The sequence below is a fragment of the Leisingera caerulea DSM 24564 genome (assembly GCF_000473325.1).
Lineage (GTDB): Bacteria > Pseudomonadota > Alphaproteobacteria > Rhodobacterales > Rhodobacteraceae > Leisingera > Leisingera caerulea.
The window spans coordinates 1-3,098 of record NZ_KI421515.1 but is presented as its reverse complement, the minus strand read 5'-3'; the positions used below and the strand labels follow the sequence as shown (position 1 = coordinate 3,098).

2 protein-coding genes and 1 pseudogene are annotated in these 3,098 nt (G+C 67.8%); 2 read left to right on the top strand and 1 reads right to left on the bottom strand.

What is annotated here, in order from left to right:
• The coding region (locus tag CAER_RS30105) for a hypothetical protein (RefSeq protein ID WP_161631114.1) at positions 1–1,093 on the top strand (1,093 nt) is incomplete at its 5' end.
• 396 nt (positions 1,094–1,489) lie between these two features.
• On the opposite strand, the gene CAER_RS28610 is transcribed toward CAER_RS30105, so the two are convergent.
• Positions 1,490–2,422 carry a DUF2793 domain-containing protein gene (locus CAER_RS28610; protein ID WP_457911921.1) on the bottom strand — a complete coding sequence of 311 codons (933 nt, stop codon included), beginning with the start codon at positions 2,420–2,422 and terminating at the stop codon, positions 1,490–1,492.
• 287 nt (positions 2,423–2,709) lie between these two features.
• On the opposite strand from CAER_RS28610, the pseudogene CAER_RS28605 reads away from it, so the two are divergent.
• Positions 2,710–3,098, top strand: a pseudogene (locus CAER_RS28605) (hypothetical protein); the annotation flags it as partial.

Below are 3,098 nucleotides of genomic sequence, written 5' to 3'. Positions count from 1 at the left end.
CGTCGAGGGCAAGGAGCCAGTGCGCGCGGGCGGGCTGCCGGGGCACCAGGCGCTGGTCACCTCGGTGTTCCAGTCCGGCGGCGCGCTGATCGAGCGGCTGAAGGGCGAGATCCTGGGTGCGCAATGCCACACAGTAGTGATCTCGGCAGAAAACCTGAGCCAGCCCGATGCCCCCTATGCGTCCCGCGCCCGGCGGATGCGCCAGGTGGTGGAGGCGCTGAGCGAGATCGGCGCGGTGACGCCGGTCTTCATGTACCGCCAGCCCGACGCCTGGTTGGAATCTTACTACCGGGAAATCTCCGGCAATGGCGCCCCGCTGGCCTACCAAACCCCTGGCGAGTTCCTGGTGAACAACATGATTCTGCTGGACTTTGGCGCCATTGTGGGCGCCGCCGAGGAGGCCTGCGGCAACCAAGCGGTGCTGTTCTCGTTTGAAGAAGCGCTGCAGGGCTATGACGATCTGACCCTTGCCTTCCTAGACAAATGCGGCCTGGATGTGCCGCCCCAGCAGATCAGCTTGACCGAGGACACCCGCTACCCCTCGACCTGCGACGCGCAGCTGGAAATCGCCCGCATCACCTCGCTTCTGGTGCAGGACCAGTCGGTTCGGCAGAACATCCTGCGCACCTTTTATACTCAGGTTGAGAACAGCGGCCAGAAGCATAAGCTGTTCACCCCGCGCGAGCGGCGCCAGATTGTTAATACGTTCTGCGATCGGGCCGCGGCGCTGTTTGCCGAACGCGGCATTTCCGATCCGCGGGACGGCTGGCTGGAGCGAATCAAGGACGGTGGCGCGCCGCCGGAGGTGATGATCCCGGGCAGCTATCTGGATGCGCTGCGCATTGCCGGGGTGATGAGCGGCACCGGCATCATGTCGGCGGCGCCGGTTATCGGCGAAGCGCCGGCGCGGCATCGGCCCGACCATGTCACCGAGATCAGCCTGCATGACTTGGACCGGATCGTGCATGAAACCCGCGCCGCCCGGGACATGTCAGGAGAGCTAGATTACATGCGCAACAGCGTATCCTGGCGGGTGACGACACCGCTGCGCACGGTGATGCGCGGCTTCAAGAAACTACGCGGCATCGCCTGAGCGTGGCCGTCGGCGAGGACCAGACCAGGATGAACGCAGACCAGGCAAGCTCCCTTACCCGTACCGTTTTTCTGTTCGGCGCGGTGGGCCACGGGCCCTACGGGTTCATGACTTTTGCCGAAGACGGCCGGGTCACCACCTATGACAACGCCAATGAGTCACACTACCGTTATGAGGGCGGAGTTCTGTCATTTCTGGACGGACAAGGGAAGGTGACCTCCAGCGTGGCGCCGTTGGCGGATCAGCCGCTTGTTTTCCGCCCGTACGGGTTGGGCAACCACTATCTGGAGCCGGCGCTGAGCTTGGCGCCTGCTGCGGCCCCGGCCCGGCCCGGCCTGCCGCCCGTGCTGGTCAACACGCTGCCGAAGTCCGGCACCTACATGGTGGCCCAGGCGCTCAAGGACGCGGGCTATGAGCAGGTGGACTTGCATCTATCGGCCGCCTTTCTGCATGACAACCGCGGCGTTCCGCCGGAAGATATTCACTGGAGCCCGAACGACNCGGGCGGATCTTGGCGCCTTCCAGCACCACGCTGAGGCCGCGGCGGTCCTCGGCCCTGGGGTTGCCGTCGGCCCATTCGAACCATTCCGCGTAATCGGCGCCGCCGCCGGACCAGGCGCCGGAGCAGCTGCCGTTGCCGTCCGCGCCAAGCCGGAAACCGGTGCTGCCATCGCCTGCCAGCAGGTAGTCGTCGCTGCCGCCCAGGATCTCCAGATGCGCCGCCGGGCTGTCGGTGCCGAGGCCCGCGCGGCCGTTTGGCGTCAACGCCAGCGCGGTGCTCCAGCTGCTGCCATCAGCGGAGAGCTTCACCGAGAAATCGTCATTGCCCGCCAGCCCCATCTCGGCCCGCCCGCTCCAGCCGGACTGGAACAGCACGGAGGCGGTGTCGCTGCTGGCGGCCTTGTTCACCTTGAGCTGATGGCCCGCTCCGGCATGGGTCAGCAGCGTTGCCGGGCCGGCAGCCGACAGCGGGTTGGCGGCGTCCGCGGCGGTGCCGACGCCGACCCGGGCCAGGTTCTGGGTGGCGGCGGGCGGCAGGATCCAGGCGCTGCCGTCCCAGACCCGCAGCTCCGCCTCCGCCAGGCTCCAGGCGCGCCAGCCGGGGCGGGGGGCAAGGAACAGCCAGCCCTCGCCCTGCCAGACCGCGATCTCGCCGGCATGGCCGGCCCAGGCCGCCTGCGGCGCCGGACCCAGCGCATGGGTCTCGCCCGGGGCCGGGCTGGCGGGCGGGGTGGCGGCATCGAACCCCTGAACGCTGAGCTGCACCAGCGCATCCAAAAGCTGCAGCGCTTCGTTGTGGGTCACATGTTTCTGCGCCTGGGAGGGCATCAGATAGGGCAGGGCAAGGATCGGCGAGGATTGGGTCATGGGGCACGGGCTCCGGCAGTGGCGGGAAACGGGATCCGCGCCAGAGTGCCAGAGCCGGGTCAAGCGGGCGCTAACGGGGCGTGCGCCGGGGACGCAACGGCGCCTGTTCCTGCCCCGTTCCCGGCCTGTTCGCGCAATTGTCGTCAATCTGTAAACAATGTCCCTGATTTCGCCCGTTTTGCTTCCCGCTTTGCGCCCGGCGGGCCCGCCAGCCTGAGCCCTGGATCGCAAGCGCAAAGGAGCGGGTCATGGCACTGGCATTCACCGGACGGTTCGGCACAGAGGATCTGATTTTCGGCACCGGTCTGCGCGATCTGGAAATCGCGGTGCAGGACGGCCAGGCCACGCTTTATGCCGTCACGGGCCTGAATGGCGGCATCAGCCGCTGGCAGCTGTCCGGCGATGGCAGCCTGCCGCAGCTGGCGGGCCAGCAGCTGCATGGCGAGGCATCCTTGCGCACCGGCCCGTTCCAGCTGGCCAATGCGGGCGGTGCGGTGCGGCTGGTGCAGGGCCAGACCAGCCAGGGCGACCTGACCTATTATGAGCTGCAGGACGGCGGCAGCCTGGGCGGCCAGCAGCGCGACGCGCTGGCCGGTGCCGATGCGGGCGGCTTTGGCGCGGTGGCGCTGCTGGAGCT